Annotated in this window: 19 protein-coding genes; 3 read left to right on the top strand and 16 right to left on the bottom strand. The window is 47.1% G+C overall.

The window, feature by feature from the left end; genetic code table 11:
- The 3 genes from ACY2VW_RS07165 to ACY2VW_RS07155 form a co-directional block, all read right to left on the bottom strand.
- The gene (locus ACY2VW_RS07165; protein ID WP_461877580.1) at positions 1 to 912 is read right to left on the bottom strand and encodes an AAA family ATPase; all 912 of its coding nucleotides are present in this window, start codon (positions 910 to 912) and stop codon (positions 1 to 3) included.
- Positions 913 to 1,094: 182 nt separating this feature from the next.
- Positions 1,095 to 2,552, bottom strand: coding sequence for a radical SAM protein (locus ACY2VW_RS07160; RefSeq protein WP_461877579.1), 1,458 nt, complete (start codon positions 2,550 to 2,552; stop codon positions 1,095 to 1,097).
- A gap of 231 nt (positions 2,553 to 2,783) precedes the next feature.
- On the bottom strand, positions 2,784 to 3,242 hold the full coding sequence (locus ACY2VW_RS07155) for a cyclase family protein (RefSeq protein WP_022463293.1): 459 nt from the start codon (positions 3,240 to 3,242) through the stop codon (positions 2,784 to 2,786).
- Between the two features lie 256 nt (positions 3,243 to 3,498).
- On the opposite strand from ACY2VW_RS07155, the gene ACY2VW_RS07150 reads away from it, so the two are divergent.
- Complete coding sequence (locus ACY2VW_RS07150; RefSeq protein WP_461873183.1) at positions 3,499 to 3,906, top strand: DUF3592 domain-containing protein; 408 nt, start codon at positions 3,499 to 3,501, stop codon at positions 3,904 to 3,906.
- 80 nt (positions 3,907 to 3,986) lie between these two features.
- Here the strand turns inward: ACY2VW_RS07150 and aspS are convergent, their stop codons facing one another.
- From aspS to ACY2VW_RS07135, 3 genes are all read right to left on the bottom strand, one after another.
- Positions 3,987 to 5,321, bottom strand: a complete 1,335-nt coding sequence (aspS, locus tag ACY2VW_RS07145; protein ID WP_461877578.1) for an aspartate--tRNA(Asn) ligase — start codon at positions 5,319 to 5,321, stop codon at positions 3,987 to 3,989.
- Between the two features lie 387 nt (positions 5,322 to 5,708).
- Positions 5,709 to 6,881 carry a metallophosphoesterase gene (locus ACY2VW_RS07140; RefSeq protein WP_461877577.1) on the bottom strand — a complete coding sequence of 391 codons (1,173 nt, stop codon included), beginning with the start codon at positions 6,879 to 6,881 and terminating at the stop codon, positions 5,709 to 5,711.
- Between the two features lie 93 nt (positions 6,882 to 6,974).
- The gene (locus tag ACY2VW_RS07135; RefSeq protein WP_461877576.1) at positions 6,975 to 7,775 is read right to left on the bottom strand and encodes a PHP-associated domain-containing protein; all 801 of its coding nucleotides are present in this window, start codon (positions 7,773 to 7,775) and stop codon (positions 6,975 to 6,977) included.
- A 268-nt stretch (positions 7,776 to 8,043) separates the two neighbouring features.
- Between ACY2VW_RS07135 and ACY2VW_RS07130 the strand changes: the two genes are divergently transcribed.
- The gene (locus tag ACY2VW_RS07130; RefSeq protein ID WP_461877575.1) at positions 8,044 to 9,063 is read left to right on the top strand and encodes a hypothetical protein; all 1,020 of its coding nucleotides are present in this window, start codon (positions 8,044 to 8,046) and stop codon (positions 9,061 to 9,063) included.
- A 23-nt stretch (positions 9,064 to 9,086) separates the two neighbouring features.
- On the opposite strand, the gene ACY2VW_RS07125 is transcribed toward ACY2VW_RS07130, so the two are convergent.
- From ACY2VW_RS07125 to ACY2VW_RS07100, 6 genes are all read right to left on the bottom strand, one after another.
- The gene (locus ACY2VW_RS07125) at positions 9,087 to 9,635 is read right to left on the bottom strand and encodes a TetR/AcrR family transcriptional regulator C-terminal domain-containing protein (protein ID WP_461873189.1); all 549 of its coding nucleotides are present in this window, start codon (positions 9,633 to 9,635) and stop codon (positions 9,087 to 9,089) included.
- Positions 9,636 to 9,757: 122 nt separating this feature from the next.
- The gene (locus ACY2VW_RS07120) at positions 9,758 to 11,341 is read right to left on the bottom strand and encodes a HAMP domain-containing sensor histidine kinase (RefSeq protein ID WP_461877574.1); all 1,584 of its coding nucleotides are present in this window, start codon (positions 11,339 to 11,341) and stop codon (positions 9,758 to 9,760) included.
- Positions 11,338 to 12,021, bottom strand: coding sequence for a response regulator transcription factor (locus ACY2VW_RS07115; protein ID WP_461873191.1), 684 nt, complete (start codon positions 12,019 to 12,021; stop codon positions 11,338 to 11,340). Before ACY2VW_RS07115 ends, ACY2VW_RS07120 begins: the two co-directional genes overlap by 4 nt.
- A gap of 348 nt (positions 12,022 to 12,369) precedes the next feature.
- Positions 12,370 to 13,194, bottom strand: a complete 825-nt coding sequence (locus ACY2VW_RS07110) for a vWA domain-containing protein (RefSeq protein ID WP_461877573.1) — start codon at positions 13,192 to 13,194, stop codon at positions 12,370 to 12,372.
- Positions 13,195 to 13,302: 108 nt separating this feature from the next.
- The gene (locus ACY2VW_RS07105; RefSeq protein WP_461877572.1) at positions 13,303 to 14,370 is read right to left on the bottom strand and encodes a macro domain-containing protein; all 1,068 of its coding nucleotides are present in this window, start codon (positions 14,368 to 14,370) and stop codon (positions 13,303 to 13,305) included.
- A gap of 161 nt (positions 14,371 to 14,531) precedes the next feature.
- Positions 14,532 to 15,821, bottom strand: a complete 1,290-nt coding sequence (locus ACY2VW_RS07100) for an ATP-binding protein (RefSeq protein ID WP_461877571.1) — start codon at positions 15,819 to 15,821, stop codon at positions 14,532 to 14,534.
- A gap of 219 nt (positions 15,822 to 16,040) precedes the next feature.
- On the opposite strand from ACY2VW_RS07100, the gene ACY2VW_RS07095 reads away from it, so the two are divergent.
- A complete protein-coding gene (locus ACY2VW_RS07095; protein WP_461877570.1) occupies positions 16,041 to 16,451 on the top strand; it encodes a restriction endonuclease subunit S domain-containing protein in 411 nt (136 codons plus the stop codon).
- A gap of 14 nt (positions 16,452 to 16,465) precedes the next feature.
- Here the strand turns inward: ACY2VW_RS07095 and ACY2VW_RS07090 are convergent, their stop codons facing one another.
- The 4 genes from ACY2VW_RS07090 to ACY2VW_RS07075 all read right to left on the bottom strand — a co-directional run bounded on the left by ACY2VW_RS07090 (position 16,466) and on the right by ACY2VW_RS07075 (position 21,566).
- Positions 16,466 to 18,328, bottom strand: coding sequence for an N-acetylmuramoyl-L-alanine amidase family protein (locus tag ACY2VW_RS07090; RefSeq protein WP_461877569.1), 1,863 nt, complete (start codon positions 18,326 to 18,328; stop codon positions 16,466 to 16,468).
- A gap of 85 nt (positions 18,329 to 18,413) precedes the next feature.
- Positions 18,414 to 18,563 (bottom strand): hypothetical protein, encoded by a 150-nt coding sequence (locus tag ACY2VW_RS07085; RefSeq protein WP_461877568.1) that lies wholly within the window; start codon positions 18,561 to 18,563, stop codon positions 18,414 to 18,416.
- Between the two features lie 230 nt (positions 18,564 to 18,793).
- A complete protein-coding gene (locus ACY2VW_RS07080) occupies positions 18,794 to 20,344 on the bottom strand; it encodes an ATP-binding cassette domain-containing protein (protein ID WP_461877567.1) in 1,551 nt (516 codons plus the stop codon).
- A 313-nt stretch (positions 20,345 to 20,657) separates the two neighbouring features.
- The gene (locus ACY2VW_RS07075) at positions 20,658 to 21,566 is read right to left on the bottom strand and encodes a phosphotransferase (RefSeq protein ID WP_461877566.1); all 909 of its coding nucleotides are present in this window, start codon (positions 21,564 to 21,566) and stop codon (positions 20,658 to 20,660) included.
- Positions 21,567 to 21,803 lie beyond the last annotated feature (237 nt).

The raw sequence follows: 21,803 nt of genomic DNA, 5'->3' as shown, positions 1-21,803 counted from the left end.
CTAAAAGACATCCTGCGGCGTCCACTCTTCCGGAATCCGGGTGCGCACGACATCCCGCACGATCTCTTTTTCAAACAGGTCAAAGCATTTGTTGACAATGCCGATCTGTACCGCAAGATACGGGGACAGCCCCTGGCGCATCGTGCCGATCGCTCCGAACAGGCCGCGGAGGTCGAGTGCGCGCGTGGTAATTTCCGCCTGTTTTGCCTTTTTCTGCAGATCGAGGTAAAGACCGGTCAGCGCATCGCGTGCCGATGGTTTCAGATCCGGGTATTTCGACTGCATCAGATAAAACAGGGTCTCTTCTGTAAGCGGCGGCATGTCAATCACCAGAAAGCGGGACACCAGCGCTTCATTCAGCTCCCTCGTTCCCGCATAGCCGTAATTCATCGTTCCGATCATCCGCGCCGCCGGGTGAAGCGAAATTTTATCGTAGCCCGGCACATCGATGATACGGCGGTAGTCGAGCGCCGCGTGAAGAACACTGACCGCATCGTTTTTCGCCATATTGATCTCATCGAGAATGCCAAAACCGCCTTCCTCGGCACAGCGGTAAATGCTGCCCTTCCGGAGTGTGACCTCCTGGTTCTGGAACGTATCGGTTCCGATCAGCTCGGCGCTTCCCGTATTTACATGGAAGGAAACGTTATACGTCGGTCTTCCGAAAATATACGCCAGCGTCTCCGCCAGTACATTTTTTCCCGTCGCCTTTTCGCCGGTCAGCAGCAGATTTTCGCCCTGCAGAAGCGCAGCAATTGCCATCTCCAGAATTTCTTTTCCGAAAAACGGGATTTCCGGCGTGCTCATCCGGTTCTGCAGTCCTTCCGGCACCGGATAACTCTCACGGAACTTCCGCACACACGTAATCAAAGCCTCACTCACGCCCTGTTCCTGTAAAAATGAATCGTTCATCTTTTATTTTAATCCTCTCTGTTGTTAAAATGTCTCTTTGCTTCTCTTAGTATACGGGATCCGGCCGCGTTCTGCAAGATCGGACTTTGGCTTATCGCCCGCGCAAAAAGCCACCGGAAAGCAGGTTTTCGTCCCATTTTCCGGTGGCATGCTTCTATCTTATATTCGATTCATCTATCGCGTTATCCGCGGATTCCGGAAAGAATCTCCTCTGTGGAAGCTTTTGCCTCCTCGTCCAGGTTCTCCTTCTTATAGTTCTCATATCTCTGTTTGTGATGCGGATTCTCTGCCCACAGCTCGTCTGCGGCTTTTTTCCACTCAGCAGCATACAGATCACATTTTCCGCACAGATGCTCTGCGCTCTCCGGGGACTGCAGGTCGGTTGACTTCGCTCCGGTCTTCTCGACCATCTCACGCAGCAGTTCCGGGTTTTCGAGCATCGGACATGGACGCAGGTGGTTGCGGTTGAACGGCTGTCCATCGCGGTATGCCTGGAACAACGGCTGCTGCAGTGCTTCGAGCAGGGAAACCTCGTTGATGTTTGCGCCGGAGTAATGGATGAAAACACACGGCTCCACATCGCCGTTTGCATTGATATGGCAGTAGTTTCTTCCTCCTGCGATGCAGCCTCCGACGAACTCGCCGTCATTCTGGAAGTCCATGACGAAGATCTGTTTGTCGCTCTTATCAGAACGGATCTCACGCAGTCTGTGGTAGATATATTTTCTCTGCTCAACTGTCGGCATCAGCTCCGGTGCAGCGTCCATGCCGACCGGCATGAAGTGGAAATACCAGCTGTAGCGGCATCCGTGCTCGATCAAAAGATCCAGGAATGCATCACTTGTAACGGTCTCAAGGTTTGCTCTTGTGTAGCAGATGGAAGTACCAAAAAGCAGACCGTGTTTTTTCATCAGATCCATAGCTGCCAGAACTTTATCGAAAATACCCTCGCCGCGGCGTCCGTCGTTGACCTCCTCGAAGCCTTCCAGGGACAGGGAGAAGGAGATATTGCCGAGCTTCTGAACCGCCTCACAGAACTCCTCGTCGATCAGGGTTCCATTGGTGAAACAGTGGAATTCACAGTCATGATGCTCTTCTGCCAGACGCAGGATGTCTTTTTTGCGCACAAGCGGTTCGCCGCCGGTGAACATATAGAAATAGGTTCCCAGTTCTTTTCCCTGGCTTACGATATCGGAAAGTTTCTCATAGGAAAGATTCAGCTTGTGGCCGTATTCTGCTGCCCAGCATCCGGTGCAGTGCAGGTTACAGGCACTTGTCGGGTCCATCAGCATCGTCCATGGGATGTTGCAGTTATATTTTTCACGGTTCATACGGATCTGTTTCGTTCCGACGAAAGCTGCCTGGAATCCCAGGTTCAAAGCAGTCATTTTGATCACCTGCGGATCCAGCTCGTCCAGTCCGCGGTTGACATACTGTACCCATTTGTTGTCCGGATTCTGCAGCATGGTGCGAATATTGTCGAACGTTTTCTCCGCAAACATATTTCCGGTAAATTTCTGTACAAAATCCGTCAGATTCAGCAGTGCTTTTGTTCTGTCATCTCCGTGGTTCACATATTTTAAAACACCATCGATCGCAGCGCCTGCAGCGGCTCTTTCTACTTTCATTTTTGCATCCATTGTTCACGATCTCCTTTGTAATAGTTTAATATTTTCCGCCCGGAATGGATCTGGTTTTCAATACCACATTCTGGCTTTTCCTCATTATATTCTCCATATTTTGAAAATACAACCCAAAGTTCCTTCGTTTTGGACACATCAAAAAAAGTGTCCCACGAGGGAACACTTTTTCCTGTTTTTCTCTTTCTGTTATGTTTCACATTGCATTTTCGGATTCACACAAGGCATTTTCTAATTTTCGATCAGAACCGCGCGGATCGGGCCGCCGTACTGGTGTTTCTTTTTGACTGGAGCAGCCACAAGAAAATAATGACCCGAGGTCACTTTCTCCAGATTCAGATTTTCGACAATCACCGTACCTTTTTTCAGCAGCTGCTGATGAACATCATTTCCTGATGTCTCATTTCCGACGGTTTCCTGCTCCACACCGAGCAGCACCAGTTTTTTCTCTGCCAGATAATCTGCCCCATCGCGTGTAATCTGCGCGTCGCCGCGAATCAAGAGACGTTCACAGTCTTCTTCCATGACCTCCTCGAGCACTTCTCTTGTCACTTTTCCCTCAAGCTCCGCCACCTGACAGATGCCAAGTGACCGGTCGAGCGTCGTCTGCGCCGTTCCTTCCTCCGTCATCAGATGACGCGGCGCGTCCATTGCGGAAAACTGCTCTCCGGAAATGTCATATAATTTCATATTTTCCTATCCTCAAACCGGGAAACTCCCGTCTTTCTTTTTTCCAATATTTGCCGATACTGCCGGATTCTGCCGGCAGCCAAACCTTGTTTAGTATAGCGTATTTTCGGACGCTTTACAAGGCTCATTTCTGCAAAAATCCCGACTTTTATACAGCAATCCTGTCTGCAATAAACAATTTGTCATTTTCACTCCCCTGGTGTATAATAGAAATATCCAAACGGTTACGCTATCTTTCAAAAGGGAGGGAAATTCTATGAGTTCAGAACTCTATCGTTTTCTGTTTTATGCCATTCTGCTGATTGATGCCGTCGGCGGTTTTCTGTTTTTCGCATTTCCAAGAATTCGGAAACTGCTCGCCTGCAAAGAGAAAGCAGAGGGAATTGTGGAAAGTGTAGTGGAAACAAAAAATGCGAAAGGGCAGCCTCTTTTTCATTCGGTTGTCCGTTATCAGGCCGGACTTTCTTCCTGCACCTGCAAAACGGAAGAAGTCACCAAGGGCGGTCCGCAGAAAGGGGAACCTGTTGTCGTTTATTATCAGGCATCCAGACCGGAAAACGCGTTTATCAAAAACTCAGCGTTTACGGGACGTCTGCTTCTTGGCTTTGTACAGCCAATTGCCGCGGCTGCTCTTGCAATCTTTTATTACATAGGAACGCATTAATCTTTCTTTTCTTATGAGACTCCGGCAAAGCCCGTGGATCTGCGCCACGGCTTCGCCGGAGTTTTTTGCGCTCTTCTGGTTTACGGAATCAGACGGTGAATGTCTCTTGGAAACAGGGATGCGTTCCGCACATTTTCAAATCCGAGAAGCCGTGCCGTAAACCGCTCCAGCCCAAGACCGAGGCCGCCGTGCGGAGGCATGCCGCAGCGGTGCATCATTAGATAGCTCTCAAACGCTTCCACATGCATGCCGCGGCTTTCGATCTTTTCCACCTGCTCCCGGTAATTGTGGATGCGCTGGCCGCCGGTCGTCACTTCAAGGCCGCGGAAGAGAAGGTCAAAACTTTCCGTCACTGCCGGATTTTCTCTGCTGTCCATCGCGTAGAACGGGCGCTTGGCGCTTGGATAATGTGTCACAAATACGAAGTCACTGCCTGTCGTTTTCTTCACGTATTCGCACAGCAGTTTTTCCTCCTCTGGCTCAAAGTCCAGTTTCTCCGAAAAGGCTCTTTTGTATACACGGCTCACCAGCTCTTTCGCCTCCGAAAAACGGATTCTCGGAATCTCCGTGATCACCGGCACCTCTGCTTTTAAAAGCGAAAGCTCCGCTCCGCATGTCTCCTGCAGCCGTGCAAACGTGTACCGCAGCATCTCCTGTTCCATCGCCATGATGTCCTCGAAGTTCTCGATATAGCCTATCTCAAAGTCCACGCTTGTATATTCGTTCAGATGACGCGCCGTGTCGTGTTTCTCCGCCCGGAAGACCGGTGCGATCTCGTAGACACGCTCGAAGACGCCGACCATCATCTGCTTGTAAAACTGCGGGCTCTGCGCCAGATATGCCTGTTCGCCGAAATACGACAAAGAGAAGATATTAGCTCCTCCCTCGGCTCCCGCCGCTACGAGCTTCGGTGTGTGGATTTCGGTGAAGTGCTGTCCATCCAGAAATTCGCGGAACGCCTGACAGATCCTGGCCTGAATCTGGAAAACCGCGCGCTCTTTTTCATTTCGCAGCGTGATGGGCCGGTAGTCCAGCAGGTTCTCGATGGAAGTGTTGACCCGCTTCTGGTTGATGACAACCGGCGGTACTTCTTCCGGCTCGGAGAGGATTTCCACTTCTAACAGATGCAGGTCATACCCGCTTCTGGAACGCTCTTCGCGGATCACCTCCGCGGTAAACCGGACACACGCCTCTTCTTTTAATTCCTCCAGTGCAAACCGGGCATACGCCGGCTCATACACGCACTGTACTATCTGCCGTTTCGTCCGAAGCAGCACAAATGCAAATGAGCTCATTTTCCGGATTTTGTAAATACTTCCATGCAGCCGCACGATTTCGCCGATGTGTGCTCCTAACTGCTCTGCTTCGAGTTCCTCTGATTTTCTTACTTTTACAGTATTCATTTCTGTCTTCATAGTCTTTTCTGCCTTTCTGTTCTGATTTTATTTATCGCCGCAAAATCAGCAGAAAATCCATATGGACATAATCTGTATGTCCCATGCGATCACAACCCTTCTCTGATGTAAATTTCAAGTCATTCCCGCATGGATAAAAAACGGCAAAGAAAAACCACACGGGGTATTTCTTTTTTCTCCCAGTGTGGTTTCCCTTTGCCTTATCTTCCACACAGGTACAACACGAAGAGCGCCTGTACCTGTGAAGTATAGTAGTCTTCACTTTGATACAAGCGCTATCAATCGTCGTCCCTGTGCATCTGTACGCTGTGCATCTCGTTCATCGTTGATAATCTCTGTTTCATAGTTTTGTTATATTGTAGTTCTGCGTTCCGGTTTTGTCAACCCTTATTTTCCGTAATCAATGATCACCACTTCCGCTTTCGTCCCGATCCGCATCGGCGGTCCCCATAGGCCCACGCCGGAGGTGACGATGCTGTACATGTCTCCGACTTTCTTCATCCCGCAGGCATTCTCCCACATCAGTCCGGTGAGAATATTGCCCGGAAAGAGCTGTCCGTCATGCGTATGACCGCCAAGGTCAAGGTCTGCGCCTGCCTCTGCCAGCTCGGTCAGCTCCGACGGCTGGTGGTCGATCACAAAAATCGGCAGCGACTGGTCCAGTCCGGCAAGCAGCTCGGACGGTGTGTCGCGTGTCTCCTGTGTTTTGCGGATCCGGTCGGGATCTTTTCGGCCCGCCAGATAAAAGGCATCATCGATACAGATCACATCATCCTCCAGCAGGTGAATCTTCGCGCGGTCCAGAAACTCACCGAACCGGCGGTCGGCGATGCGCTCCTCCTTCGTCTCAAACGTAAAGCCCGCGAGAATCTTCTCATCGAGATCGTGGTTGCCGTAGCAGGCGTACGTGCCGTACCGGCTCTTTAAGCCCGCCAGAAGATCCGCCACGCGGTCCGGCTCATAGATGGCATCGTACTCATTATCGAAAATATCCCCGGCGATCACCACGAGATCCGGCTCCCCGGCGTTGATTTTTTCCACCATCTCTTCCATCTGATGACTGCCGATGCTGTACCCCAGATGCAGATCTGCGACGAGCGCAATTTTCAGATGGGCATCCTTTTTGCCCGGGACCTCATATCGTGTCGTGTAAATATGGCCCGCCTGCACCATTCCGTGGATGCACATTCCCGTCACAAAAAGGATTGCTCCAAGGCCGACCGCTTTTAGCCCCATCGGGGAATAGAGCCACGTTTTCGCCAGTGCCGTATGCGCGAAAATGAAACGAAGCAGCACCAGAATCGCGGTAAATCCCAGAAAATACAGGTACATGCCGAGCCAGCAGTTGCTGATCACTTTTAAAATCCGGTGAACGGGATCTCTTTTAATCAGAAAGCTCGTCAGCAGGGAAAGTGCGAAAAATGCATACAGCACCAAAATGACACCCAGCACGGCAGGATGGCGGAACAGAGGATGCACCTCTTTCATCCACCGCAGCAGCCAGTAGGCAGTAAATACATTTGCCAGTATGTAGACCGGCGCAAGAAATATTGCAAGCATACGTATGTTTCCTCTCTTTTTCGATTCAAATGCAGGGCAGGAAAAAGCGTGCCGGACGAAAAGTTTCCGGCACGCTTTTTTGCCAGGCATTCATCAGAGTTTTTTCTCTATGATATCAAACAGCTCACGCCTCCGCTTCCGCCAGCGCCAGCCATTCGCAAGTTTGTTATAGAAATAGAACGAATCCACAAGCACCATGTTCAGGCGGCCGATCCGGTCTTTCGTCGTTCCGTTGTAATGCTCGCCGCCGCACTCAATCTGCGGACACGTTTTCACGTAGGCAATCAGATCATCCTCACTTCTGATGGTATCCGGCAGCTCAGTGTACGCTTTTCCGATGCAGTCCAGCCGGTGCGCATCGCTTCCGCCAAAACCAGGCTTATTGAATTTCTCCGCCAGCCGTTTCGCTTTTGCATTTGTCTCCGCGCTCTCGCACGCATTGAAAATCTCGACGAAATCGAACTGTGGAAGAAGGCGGGCAATCCGCTGCTGATATTTTTTCTTCCGCTCATTCGTGCTGATCATGCTCATGAATTTTTCGCCGTATGGATGCGCCGGTCCTAAAATTCCGCCGTACGCATGGACGATCTTGATAAGGATCGATCCCGGCAGGCCGCGCAGCTCCAGAATTTTTAATTTTACGCCAAACGGCATAATCACAAGAATGTGGCCGCAGTCGCACGTATCGTACTCAACACCTTTGAGTACCACAAAATCCTGGTGTGCCCGTCCTTTAATCGCATTTTTCCATTCCCGGTAGCCGTCATAGGAATCGTGGTCGGATACCAGCATTCCTCCAAATCCTTTTCGTTTCAGGGTTCGGATGTACTCTTCAATCATGACCTTTCCATCCATCGAACCTTCTTTTGTATGGCAGTGCATATCAAATTTCATGCAATACGCCTCCTTTTATCTTCCATGTTCAAAAATCATTTCGGAATGGCTCCGCCTTATTTCTATTTTGCTGCGGAACCGACAGTTTGTACTATCTAACCCTATTTTACCACTTTTTCCACAAAAGAAAAAGAAAATTCTTCTGACGATCTGGTAAAATTTCCTTAAGAAAATGTGTTTTAGACAAATTCTGTTCTTTGTCCCTGTTGGAACCGCATTCTTTTTGTTATGATAAAATCATCGATGGATGGATTACGGAGGATTTTTTATGAACTCACAGGATATTACCCGCGCAATCATTGACACAACCGTTGCGCGCGCGATGGCGGAAATGGACGCGGACCCCAAAAGGAGTGTCCGAAAGCTCTGCGACCTCGGCCGCCAGTTTTCCCGCGGCCGCTTTCAAAACCAGATTTTTGCAATTTTCCAGGATCTGCTGCGCAACGATGAAAGTCCCTATTATCAGGCGATTGATTATCTGCTGCGCAACAACGACCCAAAAGCCCTTCGCCAGTTCGGTATCAACCTCGGCTACAACAGTTTTACTTACGGCGCACAGGTCCTGCGCCAGAAACAGAAAGAGCTTTTCTTTGCCATTCCGTGGATGGTACAGCTCCGTCTCGACAGCCGCATCCCGGGAACGTATGGTCCCTCATTTTTTGCTTCTGTCATTGAAACCGGACTGCAGTACGGCATTTACGCCTATCAGCTCCGCTCCCTCGACCATCACGAACAGATGGAGGAATATCTTGCCATCATAAAGCAGCATCCTGCGTGTGCCTTTCTCTGGTTTCTCTCCGATGCACCGCTGACCGGAAAACAGATGGAACTTTTTTCTTCCTGCCCGAATCTGATGGTCTCCCTGCCGCTTGAGGCTGCTTCCACTGCACAGGCATCCGAAACGCTGCGGCGCCAGAAAACACTGTTCGGCATGCATAAAATCTATCATGCATCCGACGTTACCCCGGACAATGCTGTTCTGGCGCAAATCTGCCGACAGATGGCACAGAGTGTATTTTTCTTTCTTCTTGCGGACGATTCCTGTCCGCCGGAAAAGATTCTTGCCGCATCTGATTTTGTCCAGCAGTACCGTTTCACACCGACACAGCCTGTTTTTCCGCTGGAAGTGCAGGAGGATACCCGGAAGATTGAGCAGATCATTACGGCAAGCCCCGCTTTTCTCGAACTTCTGCCGGACCGCACCGCCCGCACATCGGATGCACCGCTCGCCTCCTTTGCGGAGCTTTCTCTGAAAAATATTTTTTACCGCGAGCTTCTTTCGGAATAAAAGAATTCCCGCAAAGCAGAACCTTATGTTCCAGGTTCCACTTTGCGGGAAATTTTTTCTGCTGCGCTGTACAGAACCTCTTTCAGTTCGCCGATAAACACCTCCGGTGCAAGATCGCTTTCCATTGAAAACCAGCGCAGAACCGCCGTCAGGAACGCATCACAGAAAAACGTTACAAACAGTTCTTGATCCTGTACCTGAAACAGATCTTTGACAAAAAAGCCGACCACCGGTTCCAGCATTTCATAAAAGTAATCGCGGAAGCTGTTCTGTCCTTCAATTTTCAGTGCTCCCCGATAAAATGCCCTGTCCTGGTAAAAAATATTGCAGATCGCGACCAGCAGATCCCATTCGTTCTCGAAACTTTTTCCTCCGACATTCGTCAGAAAGTCCACGTAAAAAATCCAGTTGACAAGATCGTATTTGTCCTTGAAATGGTAATAAAAACTTTTCCGATTGAGTCCGCATTCATCGCAGAGATCGGAAATGCTGATTTTGGCAAACGGCTTGCGCGCCATCAGCTTTTTCATTGCTTCTGCCAGATCACTCTTTGTACTGTTGGAATCTGCCATCTCTTTTCTCCCTCTCTTTTTCGACCGTTTGTGCTACTATTCTACACCATCTTTTTCCATTACGCAAGAAAAGCGTACCAGAAAAGGAGCCATTTTTTCTTTTCCGGTACGCTTTTTTGTAATTATTTTGTTTCTTCTTCTTTTTTTCCATCTGCTTCCAATGTGAACCAGAATGCCACGCCGTTGTCGTAGTTCTGGCAGCCGCACTGCTGCTGGAAGGAATCCATGATAGCTTTTACGATGGAAAGTCCGATGCCGCTTCCGCCGTACTCTCTTGTTCTCGCCTTGTCCACTTTAAAGAATTTGACCCAGACTTTGTCGAGGTCCTCCTCCGGGATCGGGTCGCCCGTGTTGAAGACGGTTGTTTTTACGATGTTTCCTTCTTTTTTGCAGGTAATCTCAATCGTATGGTCATAATCCAGATGGTTGAGGGCGTTGGTCAGATAGTTGGTGATGACCTCCTCCACTTTGAACTCGTCGCCCCAGACGTAGAGCGGTTCATCGCAGGCGAAGAGTACCTTTGCCTCTTTCTGGCGGATCAGGATGTCGGAGGACTGCAGTACGCCTTTGATGACGGCGTTCAGGTCGAACCGCTCCATATTAACCTGATCTTCGCCGAATTCCAGCTGATTCAGGTTCAGGAGTTTTTTGACCATCTCGTTCATCTTGGATGCCTCATCGATGATGACGTCGCAGTAGAACTCGCGGCTCTCTTCATCATCGTTGATGTTGTCTTTGAGGCCCTCGGCGTAGCCCTGGATCAGGGCGATCGGGGTTTTCAGTTCATGGGTCACGTTTGAGAGGAACTCACGGCGCATCTCATCGATCTGTGTCTTTTTGTCGATGTCTTTCTGTAGTTCAACGTTGGCGCTTTTCAGTTCGGAAATCGCCTGCTCGAGCTGCTCGGACATCACGTTAAAGTTGTTTCCGAGCTCTCCGATCTCGTCTTTTCCGCCGCTCACGTAGCGGGCATCGAAGTCGAGGGCTGCCATTTTTTTCGATATTTCGGTCAGCTCCTGCACCGGGCGGACAATTTCCCGGGTGATGATCCAGATTACGATCGCACCGATGATGATGATCGGGATGCCGATGAAGATATAAAATTCATTGGAGAGACCGACGGCGTCGGTGATGCTCTCCAGCGGGCATCTTGCAAAGTAGCAGTTTCCATTGTCAAACCAGCCGATAATCTGCAGATACTCGGCATCGGCATGGCTGTCGTAGAATTTCTGGATCTGATAGTTGTCGCCGCTGGCAACGACCTTGGTATTTGCCTGCTCGTTTCCGCTGATCAGGCCGAAGATCAGGGTCTGGAGGCTCTGGCGGTCGGTCGCATTGGAATAGACGAAGCTGCTGAGCTCCGGTCCGGTGATGATGACTTTCAGGTTGTTCGTCGCGCAGAACTGCTCGAAGGTGTCGGGGATATCGTCGCTGTCTCCGCCGGTCTCATTCAGTTTCTGGAAGCTTTCTGCCAGGATGTGTTCTTTATCGCGGATATAAAAGGATCCGAGAAAGAAGTAATTGATCAGACCGATGACGAGCAAGGTGACGGCCATGGTCGCAATGAAGGTGTAGGCGATCCGTTTTTTGACGGAGTGCTTGCGGCCGCGTTTTGGCTTTTTCAGGTGAAAATGGTGTTTTTTTCCGGTCTGCTGTTCCGGTCCGGCTTCTATTGGATTTTCGATTTGTTTTTCTGCTTCACTCATTGTCCGTCCGCCTCGAATTTATAGCCCATGCCCCAGATGGTCTTGATTAAATCGCCTTTGTCGCCCATTTTGCTGCGGAGTTTTTTGACATGGGTGTCGATGGTGCGGGCATCGCCGTAGTAGTCGTAGTTCCAGACGTTGTTCAGGATTTTTTCTCTGGAGAGGGCGATTCCCTGGTTTTCGAGGAAGTAGGTGAGGAGTTCGAATTCTTTGTAGCTTAACTCCATTGGTTTTCCGTCGATGGATGCCATGTGGGCGGCTTTGTCGATGCGGATGCCGCCGGCTTCTAATACGTCGTCTTCTCCAGTTTTGCCGCTGCGGCGCAGGATGGCTTCGACGCGGGCAACGAGGATTTTCGGGGAGAATGGTTTGGAGATGTATTCGTCTACGCCGAGGTCAAAGCCGAGGAGTTCGTCGCGTTCTTCGCTTTTGGCGGTGAGCATGATGATCGGGACTTTGGAGTTCTGGCGGATTTCGCGGCAGACCTGCCAGCCGTCCATTTTGGGCATCATGACGTCGAGGATGATGAGGGCGATGTCTTTCTGGGCGTAGAAGGTGTCTACGGCTTGTTCGCCGTCACCGGCTTCGATGACGTCGTATCCGGCTTTTACTAAGAAATCTTTGACGAGTTTGCGCATGCGGCTTTCGTCGTCTACTACTAGGATTTTTAATTTTTCCATGGCTGAAGGTCTCCTTTATGTGTGACGGACGGAAAACACCCGGCTGCCCGCCCGCTCGTGCTCCGGCGCGGCGCGGTTTCGGAAGCCAAGAGAATCTAAGAGGGCTGATGAATGCTAAAAACAGAAAGAAGCTACGGCAAACTCGCTTCGCTCAGACAATGCCTGCGCTTCTTTCTAACGCATTCAGCAGCCCTCTAAGATTCTTAGGCTTCCTGCAAATGCGCCGTGCCGGAGCACGAGCGGGCGGGCAGTCGGGTGTTTTCCTGATCTCGTTATGTTTTTACTTTTGATATTTTTACTATTTTACTTTAGCATGGGTTTATGTTTTTTGTGTGAAATGAGGTGAGTTTATTTTAACATATATGGAGTGGGATGAAAACTTTTATTTTGAAGAATCGGGATGCATTTTGGCATAGAAAAGCCCCGGGAGTTTGGATTCCCGGGGTGAGTGTTTTGGTTATTCTGGCTGGTCGTAGATGATTCGGTTTTTTTTTCTCGTTTTCTGTGATCCTCTTCTATTTTTTCTTTCCAGCTTCGATCCAGGCGTGCATTGCACCGAACGGTAGTAATTGCTTCTCCGATTACCTCATAGTTCAGTGCTGTTCCTTTTACATCACATTCATACGTTACTGCCCGTTCTTCCTCTATACCGAAGTTTTTTGCTGTTTCCACCGCATCGATGTTTGCTCCCAGAAACAAAAATTCCCAGCCGTAGCGGGTTTTCTGACGCTGGATCATCTGACGGATCTGGTTGCTGTTGTAATGGCGGCTTGCATTTTCCATTCCATCTGTCGTGATAATGAACATCGTGTGGGCCGGCACGTCTTCTGGTCTTGCATATTTATGTATTGTTCCAATATGGTGGATTGCTCCGCCGATGGCGTCAAAAAGTGCTGTGCATCCGCCCACCGTGTAATCATGTTCGCTAATCTGCGGGATTTTCTGGATTTCAATCCGGTCATAAAGGACCTTGGTTTCATCATCAAACAATATGGTCGATACCAATGCTTTTCCTTTTTGTTTTCTCTGTTTGTTGATCATGGCATTGAAGCCGCCGATGGTATCGCGCTCCAGGCCGCCCATGGAACCGCTGCGGTCCAGAATAAAAACGAGTTCTGTAACTTTTTCCGATTTGTTTCCGGTGATTTTTTCTGAAATTGTTTTGTACATCATGAATGCCTCCTGTTCTTTCTTTGTTCTATATATACTCTAAAACAAAGTTAGCTGCAGCTGGTCGCTGAACAGGCGACATTTTTTCAACACAATATTTAAAGTTTTCTATTATACACCAAGAATTTGATTCGTGTACTGGAACAGTACCACATTTAACTGCATGATATCATACTGGTGATCCAGAATTGCCTTCTTTACGATCAAATCAAATTTACTGCTCGGACTGAAGGCCCAGTCGGCACGCGCCATCAGGTCAACAGTCTGCTCCAGGTTCAGTTTCAACGCAATGCACAGGGCCATCACCGTTTTCTTTTTCGGATGATAACCGGCATCACACTGGATTTTGGAAAAGTGTTTTCGATCCAGGTTCGCGGCTTTCCAAATCTCTTTATTCTCCATTCCGGACTGCCCGATCAGTTCAAAGAGCTTCTCATGAAATGTCGGTCCAATTTGATTCAGTTCTTCTTCCAGAGAGCGTTTGGACGGCATTCTTTCTGGCTCTGGCAGCAGGGGTGCTGCGTCAGAAAATACGTCCGCCTGCGTCAGAATTCTGCTTTCGAGACAGCGCCTGTCCTTCTCTTCTCTGGCGTAACGGCTCCGCCTGCTTTTGAATTTATCTTCGGAATACTCGCTTTCGCGATGCTCTTTCACATAATTCGCATCAATGTACGAATCAATCTCCCCAACCATCTGCCTGGAAAGCTGAAATGCTTTTTTATCAAATACGACCAGAATAATCTGCATTTCCTGCGTCATCAGAAATCGGCTGAATACGGAAATGGCAATCTGCAGTGCTCTATCCTTTGGAAAACCATATACACCAGTAGCAATCAATGGAAACGCAATACTCGTACACTCCAGCTCCACTGCTTTTTCCAGCGATTTCGTATAGCAGCTTTCCAGTATCTCAAACTCATGTGCCGTTCCGTATTTCCAGATCGGTCCTACTGTGTGGATGATATACTTTGCAGGGAGATGATATGCTTTCGTTACTGCGGCATCGCCTCTGGCTATTTCACCTATCTTTTTCCGTTCCTCCAGCAATAGTTCGCTCCCGGCGGCCTCATAAATGGCACGGTCGGTGCCGCTTGCGTAAATCGGGTTTGGATTCGCTGTGTTGACGATTGCATCGGCATGGACTTTTGTGATGTCATTTCGGATAATTTTAAACGGCATGGGGAGCACCTTCTTTCGTGGGATTTATGGCTATTTTACATTTTTCCGGGGATAAAATGTCGTATACTCTACACTTTTCCGGGGTTTCCACCGCATAAACTTTACACTTTTCCCGCCCTAATGCATATTTCCTATCCTATTCGGCAATGTCTCGTCTATATTTATAAGTTACAAACAGCATATAACGGTATATTTACCATCCAATCCTGCTCTTTATACTTTAATGTAGAAAAGCGAACTGCCTCTTCTGGCTGGAATTTCTCACAATATGTTTTAAGGCTCTGTGATCGAATATTCTGTTCCGCTTTTACTTCAATCGGTACAATGCTCTTTTCCTTTTGAATCAGAAAATCCTGTTCAAACGTTGCTTTTTCATTTCCATAATAATATGGTGTATAAGGGGTATCTGAAATTAACTGCTGCAGAACGTACTGTTCTGTAAGTGCGCCTTTAAATTCAACAAAAATATCGTTACCCTCTAATATAGATTCTGCTGGCAGTTCACTCATTGCTCCGAGCAGTCCTACATCCAGTACGAATAATTTATATGCATTCATATTTTTATACGCCTTCAGCGGCATATGAGGCTCATTTACCCGGTTGACTTTATATACTAATCCACAATCCAGAAGCCACTGAATTGCTATTTCGAATTCGCTGCTTCTGGCTCCTTTCTTTATCTGTCCAAAGAAAAATTTTTTATTCTCCTTCGCCAGCTGCATTGGAATAGAATCCCATACCATTCGTATTCTTGGGAGAACTTTTGCTTCAATATGCTTTCCAAAATCACCCTCATACTGCCGTACAATATCACTCTGTATCTGTCGTACCTCTGCATAATCTTTGTTCAGCCGAAATGCATCCACAACTGCTGGCATGCCTCCTGTATAATAATAATTTTTTAACCAGAACAAATATTTATCTGCAAAATTGTCAATCAAGTTATAATCTTTTGTTTCCAACGCGCTTTCCAGTCCTTCTTCGTCCATAGCGCACAGGAATTCTCTGAAATTGAATGGATATAAGTCCAGTAAATCTACTTTTCCCACCGGGTAGGATATTCCCTCATGAAGTGCCACACCAAGAAGTGAACCCGCTGCTATTACATGATATTCTGGCGCTTCTTCGCAAAAATATTTCAAAGATTCTAACGCCTTTGGTGCATTTTGAATTTCATCCAGAACAATCAATGTATTTTCTGGGGTAATTGTTACTCCGGACTCAATATTGAGATTCATAATAATGCGTTTTATATCAAAATCTGTATCGAAAACCGCTTGCATTCTCTGATTATTGTAAAAAGAAATGTAGGCGGTTTTTTCATAATATGTCTTACCAAATTCTTTCATTAACCACGTTTTACCAACCTGCCGGGCTCCCATTAAAATCAGTGGTTTTCTGTTACTTTTTTTCTTCCAGTCTAATAGTTTATCCATTGCAAATCGACGCATGCTGACCTTCCTCCATTTCTCTATTTATTATTTCACATTTTTCCCGGGTTATTCTTATCCTAATTTAACATTTTTCCCGACCTAATTCAATATAAAATCAACATTTTTCCCGAGTTAATTTCATGTATATATTACACTTTTCCGGCGTTATAATATTTTCTGCCCACTATTTTATTATCTTACAAAAAGTTTAATACCTGCTCATTCGCAACCCATAGCTTGCCTTATGAGAAGATCGGCAAGAATGAACCTGTTTGCATTGCGGATGAGGTACCGTTTGAGATTCCAGAGAGTTGGGAATGGGTACGTCTCAAAATGATTGCTGTTACCGAACTTGGTAAAACCCTTGATAAAGCAAAGAATCAGGGAGATTACAAACCTTATCTGTGTAGTATAAATGTATATTGGACCGGGATTGACTTATCTACAATTAAAAAAGCTCGTTTTGAAAAAAGTGAATTGTCGAAATATAAGTTTAAGAAGGGTGACCTTCTAATCTGCGAAGGTGGAGATGTCGGTCGAAATGCAATATATTTCCCTTTGCCGCCTCTCCAAGAGCAACAACGCATTGTAGATAAATTTTCCTATCAGTCAAAAAACGGGCAGATCTTCTCTCTGATCTGCCCGTAAATGCTTTTTATTTTCTATTTTGTCTTATTTTTTACCCACTTTCCATTGGCATCCACATAATACTTATTCTGATCTACCCATTCGGATACCGCCATGGTTCCATCTGCTTTTACATAATACGTTCCATCGATCCACTTCGATGTCTGCATTACGCCTTTTTCATCCAGATAATACCACTTTTCACTGACTTTCTGCCAGCCGGTTTTCATCATACCGCTGCTGTCCAGATAATACCATTTTTCTCCAATCTTCTGCCAGTTTGTCTGCATTACACCGTCTTTGTTCAGGTAATACCATGCTCCGCTGATCTTCTGCCAGCCGGTCTGCATCACGCCGTCTTTGTTCAGATAGTACCATTTCCCTTCGAGCTTCTGCCAGCCCGTCAGCATCACGCCGCTGTTATTCAGGTAATACCATTTTCCTCCGAGCTTCTGCCAGCCTTTCTGCATCGCACCACTCTTATTCAGGTAGTACCATTTGCCGCCGTCTTTCTGCCAGCCCGTTTTCATGATACCATCCGAGCCAAACAGATACCAGTTTTTATCCAGCCACTGCCAGCCCGTCAGTTTTGTGCCGTTTTTGTAATAGACCCAGCCATCTGCGGTCTGAGACCAGCCATTCAGCTCAGAGTCCAGATCCATATAATAGTAATTATATCCGTCCTCCTCCGAATACACTTCCATATAAAGTGTACTGCTCTCTATCATAAGTCCCTGCAGTTCTCCACTGATTTCACTGCTGGAAAGTTCATAAAAATTCTCTACATTTCCATTTGCAATCGAATACTGGTATATATTCTGCTCTGTATTGTAATACAGAAAATCACCATTTCTCGCAAGGCTGACATAGTAATACGGCAGATCTGTGTAAAGTTTTTTCTTCGTTCCATCTGACAGCGTGTAACTGTTCAGACTTTCATTCTCGATAAAATATGCTTTTCCGCTCTGGAAATATACCGGTGACTCTACATTTCGCCAGAAAACATTACTGTACTTTGTATTGGTACAGCTGTACGGTTTCGTCTGAAACGTATGACCCAGATTTTCCATTTCATTGGTGCTTCGTAAGAAATACGTGTGTTCCGCTGCACCAAACCGATCTCCTCCATTCCAGGTCGGATCATCAAATGTACAGTCCACATTGTAGTAAGAACCATCAATTTTTATCATGTCCCATGAATGGTTCATAGGATCACTCGCCAGAAAATGTGTCTCAATGCCCAGGTGATTCATAATGTACATATAGGCAAATGCATAGGACTGGCATACACCCGATCCTTCCATCAATACACCGTAACTTGTGTAATTAGAGTAAGAATAATCATACTCTGCATGAGAGACCAGATAATCATGAATGGTGATCGCCTTCTGCTCTTCGCTCATGGAATTATTTACCAGTTTATAAATCGAAGCAAGTTTCCGATCCACATTCTGGAAGACTTCCTGGGTCTCTTCCACCGTGCCAAAAGAATTGTCAATCTCAAGTTCCGTGTAGTAGGTATTTCCATACCATGCACTAATTTTCCATAACTCACTTGGAAAATACGGCGAATATCCATAAAAGTAGCTCAAATCATACGTATCTGTTCGAATATTCAGATCACTGATATCAACCCAGTCTTCTTCTGCCAGCATCGCTGTTTTTACTCTTTCCTCAAGAGTTGTATACAGCTGATAATCGCTTCCTTTGTAATCCGCTCCCCGCGCCTTATACGTCTCAGACTCATTTTCCATCTGCTTCGGTGCATAAGGTTTCAGGTCTCCTGTCGGGTATGTTTTATTTCCTTCCGCAAATGTTTTCTGCGGTGCTGCAAAAACAGCTGTTGCCGTAAGAAACAGCATTGCAGCATATCTGACAATTCTGTTTTTCTTTCCCACTCTCATTCTCTCCTTTTCTGCATCTTTCATCCTAAACTTACTCTTTCAAATGACCGTATTGATCAAACTCATATGAGATCGACGATTAAAATCCCGGTTTTGTAATCGTCGTTCCAAAGGAATTTACCAAACCTTTTCCGGTCATTACACTGACTACATTTTCCGATACCGCCTGTCCGCCCTCAGCCTCCAGAACTTCAGCCAGCATCAGGCTGATTAACACGCCAAGAGCCATGACTTTTAATACTTACTTTTTCATTTTTTACATTGCACCTCCTGTTTTTCTTTTTGCGCTTTCTGATAACTTTATTGTACCATAGAACTCTTTTCTGTGAAATAAAATTTTGGAAAATATTACTTCACCGGAACAGAATCTGCTGCGAAACCTTCTCTTAAGACAACATAATCTTTCTACAGAAAAATACGACGGCCAGCCACCGTCGTATTTTTCGTTATCAAATATTTTTATTTTTCTTCTCTGATCAGTCTGAGTCCGTCTTTTCCCAGCAGATACTCCTTCCCGCACACCTCTCCGATATACTTCCTGTCATGCGAAATGCTAATGATGGCGCCTGGAAATTCGCGGAGCATTTTTCTTATGACCGGTCCCGATAAGGGTGAAAAGTTTCGGGTTGGCTCGTCCAGAATCAGCACATTGGCATTGCCAAGGCTCATTTTCAGAAGCAATACTTTTGCCTTCTGGCCGCCGGACAGTTCGCGGATGGGGTGATCCATCTCGTCTGCCGTGTACTTCAGCGATCCGAGATACGTCCGAATCTTCGTCCTCTCACTCTTCTCCCCGGTGGGATCCAGAAAATCGACCGGCGTCATGGAAAGATCCAGCTGATCCTCGTAATTCTGCGGCATGTAATCTACGCGGAGATCTTCCCGCTCTTTCAGTTCTGCCGCAATCTTTTTCAGCAGCGTCGTTTTACCTGCCCCGTTCGGGCCGACAATGCATATTTTTTCCGGTCCTCTTATCTTTAAGGTGATGTTTTCTGCCAGAATCCGCTCCCCATCTGGCGTTTCCAGTTTCGGAAGCTGATATTCGATGACCGTTTTCCCGGCCGGCATGGCTGCCTCTGCTCCTCCAAGCTGGAAGTAAATCGCTTCCTCCTGCTCCGGCATTTCTGTCATGCGGGCATCCTCTTTTTCGAATCTGCGGTTCATCGCCTTTACGGTATGCATTTTGTCCTTCAGATTTTTCGCCACAGACGGTGCCTGACGGGAACAGTTGTTCAAGGCGTTCTGTACGCTCTGGTATACCCTTCGGTATTTCTCATCGCGCATCGCTTTCTCTCGCCTGTCACTCTGCGCCTTCTGTTCCTGGCGCTCGAAATTCTGCAGCCGCTCTTCTACATACGTCCGATAGGGAAGCTTCGCAATCGTGTATCTCGATTTTGTCTTCCGCATAATCTGTTCGATATGAATCACCATATTTGCCGTATTTTCAATCAGCGTTTCATCGTGCGAAATAAAAACGACGATATGCTCCCATTCGCGGATCAGTTTCTCCAGAAGTTCCAGTGTCGCAAGATCAATATCATTTGACGGCTCATCCAGCAGAAGGACTGTGACATCCTCCATGAGAAGACGCATCATCTGCGCTTTCACCTTCTCGCCGCCGGAGAGCTCACTCATCTGCTGATCCCGGTAGAAAAACTCTTCCGTCAGACCAAATTTTCTTGCCAGCACCGCCAGATCCTTCGGTGTCTGATCCCAGAACTGTTCTTTTTCGTAAAAATATTCATATACTGTTTTCGCTTTCTCCTCCTCCGGAAGTTCCTGCGGCAGATAGCCCAGCCGCTCCTTTCCGATGATGCGCTCGCCTGTGGATTCGATGTAATCTTCCGTCAGTGCGGAATCGTAGATCCACTTCAGAAGTGTAGATTTTCCATTTCCCTCCTCTCCAATGACAACAGCTTTGTCACCGTCATTCAGTACGAGCTGAAAATCTTTAAGGATCACCCGCAGATCTTTTTTATGTGTCAGTGTTAATTTTTTTATCTGCATCATACAGAAGCCCCCTTTGCTCCGGCAGCCTTTTTTCTATTTTTTTACGCAAAACGAGCCTGTCCTGCGTACGCAAAACAGACCCGCAAAAAAATATCCCTGTTCTATTCTCATAAAAAAGGGAAATGATTCAGCGATTCTCGTCTTTAAGCGTACACGAAAAACAGGCCTGTTTTCCAGGCTGTCCGTTCTTTGTGTTTTTCTTAAAGTCGATTATCGCAGAAACATTCCCTCACCTTTACACCAATGGTGCTCTTTCTTTTTATTTTCTGTTCCCTATTATAGGACAACTTACAGATAAATGCAATCCGTTTTTTTACAAATTGAGAAGTTCCTCTGCCAACGCCTGTGCATGCTCCAGATACCAGCCGTCTTCGTCCTCTTCTGCTTCCACAAACTCGATATACTCATTCAGCGTGGCCAGCTTCACATCCAGATTGAACTGTTCGCGTGAAATCTTTGTCTTTAATGCTTCATACATCCGATCCAGAAACAGCTCTTTCTGTGCATTGTTCATGTAGAACGGGAAAGTACTCCGTGTCTCGGTCGCATGTGCCAGGAATCTCGCAATGTCCAGAGAATACGGCATCATGCCGCCGAATCCCCAGTCGATCATGACAAGCTTGTCACCGCCATAGATCGCATTCCACTGCTGGAAATCACCGTTTGACATGGTGCATGGACAGGTCAGCTGGCGGTCCAGAAACATCTGATACGCACGGCGCAGAATCGGGTCATCTGCAACAGACGATGCACGGCGCAGAACGCGCTTCCAGTATTCTACAAACCGCTGTTCCACTTCATTATCCGGTGCTTTGTCCATCGACGTTGTCCAGAAATACTCCTGAATCTTACTTAAGGTTTCTGCTGCTTTTTCGGTTGTCTCGTCCGTCATATCCCGGAGATCATTTCCCTCTACATATTTCAGGCTGATCCATACCGCATCTTCCGCCTGCTGCATACCGACATACTGCGGTACGTTAAACTCTCCTTTTGACAGATATTCTGCATAAATCTGCGCTTCTTTGCTGCCGGTTTTCTTCAGCGTATATTTTCCTGCGTCTGTCTCGATCATATACACATCGTACTCCCGCACTTCATCCTCCGCTTCGCCCCACTGCTCACAGACACGCGAAACCGCTTTCACCGGTTCTCCGATGATTTCAAATGCCATCTTTTTGATTTCATCTGAATCTACTGATTTCTGAAAATTTCCTAATTCCATCTCTTTTGTCAAATCCTTCCCTTTTTCACATTATTCTACTACTATATCACATCTGTGACACTTTTGTCATTCTATCTTTCTGGCTTTTAAAAGCTTTGGAAAGTTTTTTCACAAATAGGGTAGAGGGAGAATAAATTTTCCTCGCCCCTCCCATTGAACCGCACGTACGGGTCTCGTATACGGCTCTACAACTTATATTCCAACTTTAACTAAGTAATAGGATAAGGGATTGAGCAA

Source organism: Fusicatenibacter sp. (genome assembly GCF_977045365.1).
The sequence above is the reverse complement of the archived record's forward strand: the minus strand, read 5'-3'. Positions and strand labels throughout refer to the sequence as shown.

What these genes read in the sequence shown, in the direction of transcription:
- ACY2VW_RS07080 (WP_461877567.1), bottom strand. Translation starts at nt 20,344, where the DNA reads ATGATGCAGATAAAAAAATTAACACTGACACATAAAAAAGATCTGCGG.
- ACY2VW_RS07100 (WP_461877571.1), bottom strand. Translation starts at nt 15,821, where the DNA reads ATGCGTCGATTTGCAATGGATAAACTATTAGACTGGAAGAAAAAAAGT.
- aspS (WP_461877578.1), bottom strand. Translation starts at nt 5,321, where the DNA reads ATGAAGACAGAAATGAATACTGTAAAAGTAAGAAAATCAGAGGAACTC.
- ACY2VW_RS07160 (WP_461877579.1), bottom strand. Translation starts at nt 2,552, where the DNA reads ATGGATGCAAAAATGAAAGTAGAAAGAGCCGCTGCAGGCGCTGCGATC.
- ACY2VW_RS07110 (WP_461877573.1), bottom strand. Translation starts at nt 13,194, where the DNA reads ATGATGTACAAAACAATTTCAGAAAAAATCACCGGAAACAAATCGGAA.
- ACY2VW_RS07115 (WP_461873191.1), bottom strand. Translation starts at nt 12,021, where the DNA reads ATGGAAAAATTAAAAATCCTAGTAGTAGACGACGAAAGCCGCATGCGC.
- ACY2VW_RS07140 (WP_461877577.1), bottom strand. Translation starts at nt 6,881, where the DNA reads ATGCTTGCAATATTTCTTGCGCCGGTCTACATACTGGCAAATGTATTT.
- ACY2VW_RS07130 (WP_461877575.1), top strand. Translation starts at nt 8,044, where the DNA reads ATGAACTCACAGGATATTACCCGCGCAATCATTGACACAACCGTTGCG.
- ACY2VW_RS07105 (WP_461877572.1), bottom strand. Translation starts at nt 14,370, where the DNA reads ATGCCGTTTAAAATTATCCGAAATGACATCACAAAAGTCCATGCCGAT.
- ACY2VW_RS07135 (WP_461877576.1), bottom strand. Translation starts at nt 7,775, where the DNA reads ATGAAATTTGATATGCACTGCCATACAAAAGAAGGTTCGATGGATGGA.
- ACY2VW_RS07150 (WP_461873183.1), top strand. Translation starts at nt 3,499, where the DNA reads ATGAGTTCAGAACTCTATCGTTTTCTGTTTTATGCCATTCTGCTGATT.
- ACY2VW_RS07075 (WP_461877566.1), bottom strand. Translation starts at nt 21,566, where the DNA reads ATGGAATTAGGAAATTTTCAGAAATCAGTAGATTCAGATGAAATCAAA.
- ACY2VW_RS07120 (WP_461877574.1), bottom strand. Translation starts at nt 11,341, where the DNA reads ATGAGTGAAGCAGAAAAACAAATCGAAAATCCAATAGAAGCCGGACCG.
- ACY2VW_RS07125 (WP_461873189.1), bottom strand. Translation starts at nt 9,635, where the DNA reads ATGGCAGATTCCAACAGTACAAAGAGTGATCTGGCAGAAGCAATGAAA.
- ACY2VW_RS07155 (WP_022463293.1), bottom strand. Translation starts at nt 3,242, where the DNA reads ATGAAATTATATGACATTTCCGGAGAGCAGTTTTCCGCAATGGACGCG.
- ACY2VW_RS07165 (WP_461877580.1), bottom strand. Translation starts at nt 912, where the DNA reads ATGAACGATTCATTTTTACAGGAACAGGGCGTGAGTGAGGCTTTGATT.
- ACY2VW_RS07085 (WP_461877568.1), bottom strand. Translation starts at nt 18,563, where the DNA reads ATGGCTCTTGGCGTGTTAATCAGCCTGATGCTGGCTGAAGTTCTGGAG.